A 4,626-nucleotide genomic window follows, 5' to 3' on the forward strand; every position below is an offset into this window, starting at 1 on the left:
GATGCGCCGGAACTGGCCGCTCGAGAGGGTCACGTGCGCGGGCACCAGTGCCGCGCGCTTGAGGGAGATCAGCGTGGGTTTAAAATCGTCGTTCGAGATACGCACGACGATCTTGTTCGGCAACGCAAGCGTCTTGTGCCCCGGGCCGTCGTGCGTGGCCAGCAACGTCAGTTGCAACGGCGCACCGCCCGAGAGGGCGCGCGGGGGTTGCAAGAGCGATAGGTCGGCACGTGCCGCGGTGCTCAGGGTCAGGCAGAGGGTGGCGGCAACGAGTGAAATGGTGCGAAACGGTGATGGGGCGAATGCATCGGGATTCGTCTTGGGCATCGGACCTGTCTGGGTTGGCGACCCCGGGCCCGTGAGCCCGATGTCTGGGTCGACTCGCCCCGGGCGTAGCCGGGGCGGGCTTTCGGTGGACGGCGACGATTGCACCGCGCACCGACCCGGGTGGGCCGGTTGAAGGCGGCGGGCGCGCTTACAGCCGCCCGTGCCAGTCGCGGATGAACGTCTCGATGTGTCCTGGCGGTAGGGGGCGCGTGCAATGATACCCCTGCCATGCGTGGCAACCCATCGACGCGAGCGCATCGCGCTGGGCAATGGTTTCGACGCCTTCCGCCACCGTCTCGATTTCGAGCTTGCGGGCAATGGCGATGATGGCGCGAATCAACTCGGTGTCGTAGCCGCCAAGCAGCACGCCGGCCACGAACTGGTAGTCGATCTTGACGGTGCCGAACGGCCAGCGCTTGAGCCGCACAAAGCTTGAATAGCCGGTGCCGAAGTCATCAAGCGAGAGGCGCACGCCCATCGCCACGAGTTCGTTCATCAGCGTTGCAGCCTCGTCGAGGTGCGAGATCAGCGACGACTCGGTGATCTCGATTTCGAGCTTGTCCGGCGGGACTCGATGGTGCTTGAGGGCGTAGCGGATCGTGTCCAGGGTGTGCACGCGCATTTGTTGCGCTGACAGGTTCACCGCCACACGCGGATACTCGTGACCGTTCGTATGCCATTGATCGAGCTGACGGCAGGCTTCGTGCAGTGTCCAGTCGCCGATCGGGCCGATCACGTCGCAACGCTCGGCAGCCGGGATAAATTCGCCCGGCATGATCAGTTCGTCGTCGCGCTGCCAGCGGATGAGCGCCTCGAGTCCGGTCAGCCGGTGCGTGCGCATGTCGATCTGTGGCTGGTAGTGCAGCCGGAATTCCGACCCCGACAGCGCGCGTTCGATGGCGTTGCGCCAGTGATGTTCGTTGCCGGCTTCGTCCGGCGGATTGACACTGTCTGTGGGCGTCGCCGGGGCTTCGGTCACGAGAAACCGCGAGGCGCTCTCGCGAATCGCCTGGTCGGCGACATCCGACGGGTGCTCAAGCAGTGTGGCGGGCCACACCGGCACCTGTGGCAGATGGGTGATCCCCGCCGAGATGATCGGGTAGAGCAGGCCGTCACCGCAGGGCACCGGCGATTCGCCGGCGCGAATGAAGCGGCGGGTGATCTGTATCGCCGCGTCGCGGCTGCCGAGATCGCGCAGCAAGATGGCGATCTGCTGATCGGACACGCGACCGATGATGTCGCGGCGACGAATGCGCGAACCGACGCGAAACGCAACAGTGGCGAGCAGATCGGCGTCCGAAATGGCCGGTTGGCGGGTCGCCATGCGCTGACCGCGGCCCACGTGCAGCACGACCAGCGCACAATGGCAGCCCGGCGGGTTTGGTGTGCGCAACTCCAGGCTAAGGGCGCGCAGGAGCCGCTGGCGATCCAGCAGTAGGTCGGCGAGCACGACTTGCCGTCGCAACGCGTTGGTATCGTTCATCTCGGCAAGCAGGCAGACGTCGCCCGTAAGGTTGAACGTTTGTCATCGCCGCAGGCAGTGCCACCCGGCAGAGGAAGCTCACGCGTCGAACAGGTCGTGCCGCCAGAAAGCCCTTGAATCATGTTCTGCATAAGACGCGAAAATGTGTCGGCCGTCGTGCGAGGAGGCGGATAAGGCTTGCCGGCCATGGCACCGCGTTCCTCGCGCTCGGGCAGACCGCGCACTAGGCGTGGCCCGACAAGAAGCTCGTGCCCGGTCGGGAAACCGGGTCCTATGTCCATTAACGGCACCCGTCTTTGAAAATTGAGTTCGGGTTTTACCTATGGCCGGGACGACTGGGTTGCGCCAGCCACTCGCGACCGCGAAGCATGACATCCCAATAAATCTTTGGCAGCACGTACTTTTTCAGCATCCACGCGATACGGTTCGCTTTCGTGCCGTCGAGGGGGAACGTGGGCATGAGCTTGCCGCCATAGCCAAATTCCGCGAGCACGATCTTGCCGTGTTCGACCGTGAGCGGACAAGCGCCATAGCCGTCGTAGTGCATGGGCTGCGGGCGGCCGTCCATGGCGGCGAGCAGGTTCTCGGCAACGACAACCGCCTGCTTGCGTGCGGCGGCCGCTGTCTTCGCGTTGGGTGCGGAGATGGCATCGCCCGCGCCGAAAATATTGGCAAAGCGCGCGTGGCGCAGTGTGGCCGGATCGACTTCGCACCAGCCGGCCGCGTCGGCCAACGGGCTTGCGCGCAACACATCCGGTGCACTTTGCGGCGGGACGACGTGCAGCAAGTCGAAGGGCTTGTCGACGAATTGCGATTGACCGTCGGCGTCGAAAATCTCGAAGCGGGCCACGCGACGTTCGCCATCAACCGCGCGCAGGTGCGAGAGATGATTGAGCGAAATCTCGTAGCGCTTGACGTATTCCATGAGCGCGGGGATGTAATCCTTCACGCCAAAAAGGGCCGGGGCCACAAGATGGAATTCAATCTTCGTCTTGTTGTGCACACCGTTCTGACGCCACGTGTGTGCCGACAGATACATGGCCTTTTGCGGTGCCCCTGCGCACTTGATCGGCATCGGCGGTTGCGTGAACAGCGCATTGCCACCCTTGAAGTCACGCACCAGCGACCACGTGTAGGGCGCGAGATCGAAGCGATAGTTGGACGTGACACCGTTACGTCCGAGCGTGTCGGTCAGGCCGTCGATGGCCTCCCAGTTCAATTGCAGGCCCGGCGCCACGACGAGGTAGCGATAGCCGAGGCGACGACCGTCCGAGAGCAGGATTTGCTGGTGGTCCGGCGCGAAAGCCGTTACAGCCGCCTGAATCCACGTCACGCCGTTGGGAATGACGCTCGACATCGGACGCGCCGTGCGTGCCGCATCGAACTCGCCGGCACCGACGAGCGTCCAGGCCGGCTGGTAGTAATGCGTGTCGGCAGGGTCCACGATCGTGATCGAGAGCGACGGACGGCGGCGTCGCAGACTGGCCGCCACGGAAATCCCCGCCGCCCCGGCACCCATGATCACGATGTCGGCGGTGCTTTCCGTCGCGGGGGTGGGCGTAGCGGATACATCGCTGGACATAAGGTCTCCGACAAATAAGCAAAATTGAAACGGATGCCGACATATCGATGGCCATCCTGAACGCCGCGCGATGGCGGCTCACACGAATAGGTTCCTACCTGCGTGTTCGTGTGCGGGACATTGTATATAGAAACCGTGTCGGTTTGCCCTTGTTTTCAGGGGAAATTCCGCCATTCTTCATAATCGTCGCCACGTTCAGGGTGAACCGAGCCGAGGTTGGCGAGCGAGTGGCGAGCACGCGCGAGGTGCTGTCAAGGCGTGCACACTTTGTCGTGACAGGTGATGCCGATACCCGCAGGCGTCGGCAGAGGGGCGCCGCAGGACAGCGACGCCCGCGACGCTCACATGGGCGAGTGATTGTGGTCGCAGGCGACTTCGATCGGATCGGTTTCGCTGTGGCACGCGCAGGCTTCGCCATGCGCGCCTTGCATGAGGGCACGCAAGATGCCGCAATCGCTGGTTTCGTGGCGGCTATGGCATTGCGCCTGAAGGTGCAGCAACTGTTGTTCGAGCGCCTGCAACTCGTGAATGCGGGCATGCACGCGAGTAAGGTGGGCTTCGATCAACTGGTTCGCGTCTTCGCACGTCACGTTCGTGTCGTGGGCGAGTTCGCCGAGTCGTTTCGCATCGGCGAGCGGCATGTCGAGCGAGCGGCAGTGGCGGATGAAACGCAGCGCTTCAAGATGGTTGTCGCCGTAGGCGCGATACCCGGCGTCCGTGCGCGGCGGGGCCGCCAGCAGGCCTGCCCGCTCGTAATAGCGGATCGTTTCGACATCGGTGCCCGCCGCGCGGGCCAGTTCTCCGATTTTCATGCTTGACTCCGTAGTGACTACAGGGTTTTGAATGGAGGGTAACACGAATCAGTCAATCAGGAGTTCCCATGTCCCACCCCTCGGATTCGGCCCGTCTGGCCGGCTCGACGGCGACAGATCACCCCACGCATGACTCCGGTCATCGTCACGATCACGGGCATCGGCACGACCCCTCGCACGCCAACGATAGCGAACACGGCCACTCGCACGGCCACTCGCACGACCACTCGCACGACCACGACCGCGAACATGCACACGATCATGTCGCCCCATGCGCCCCAAGTTCCGCGCATGCGCACGACGATGCGTCGTGTTGCGCAGACGCTGCGCGTTTTGCGCCGGACGAACCGATGCCAGCGACGGGGGCGCCGCAGGCCCGTTTCCGAATCGATCAGATGGATTGCCCGACGGAAGAGCGTCTC

General features: G+C 63.8%; 3 protein-coding genes and 2 pseudogenes. All 5 read right to left on the minus strand.

The annotated features are described in order from the left end of the window. Window positions 1–327, minus strand: a pseudogene (locus tag A985_RS28625) (hypothetical protein); the annotation flags it as partial. Between the two features lie 148 nt (window positions 328–475). Further along, on the minus strand, window positions 476–1,810 hold the full coding sequence (locus A985_RS27100) for a bifunctional diguanylate cyclase/phosphodiesterase (RefSeq protein WP_017234300.1): 1,335 nt from the start codon (window positions 1,808–1,810) through the stop codon (window positions 476–478). A gap of 316 nt (window positions 1,811–2,126) precedes the next feature. Then, window positions 2,127–3,362, minus strand: a pseudogene (locus tag A985_RS0115430) (FAD-dependent oxidoreductase); the annotation flags it as partial. A gap of 371 nt (window positions 3,363–3,733) precedes the next feature. Further along, window positions 3,734–4,204 (minus strand): Cd(II)/Pb(II)-responsive transcriptional regulator, encoded by a 471-nt coding sequence (locus A985_RS0115435; RefSeq protein WP_017234302.1) that lies wholly within the window; start codon window positions 4,202–4,204, stop codon window positions 3,734–3,736. 56 nt (window positions 4,205–4,260) lie between these two features. Next, the coding region (locus tag A985_RS29340) for a hypothetical protein (RefSeq protein WP_232424634.1) at window positions 4,261–4,626 on the minus strand (366 nt) is incomplete at its 5' end.

This window comes from Pandoraea sp. B-6 (genome assembly GCF_000282835.1).
Lineage (GTDB): Bacteria > Pseudomonadota > Gammaproteobacteria > Burkholderiales > Burkholderiaceae > Pandoraea > Pandoraea cepalis.

Coding starts and splice junctions, on each gene's coding strand:
- A985_RS27100 (WP_017234300.1), bottom strand. CDS start 1,810: ATGAACGATACCAACGCGTTGCGACGGCAAGTCGTGCTCGCCGACCTA.
- A985_RS0115435 (WP_017234302.1), bottom strand. CDS start 4,204: ATGAAAATCGGAGAACTGGCCCGCGCGGCGGGCACCGATGTCGAAACG.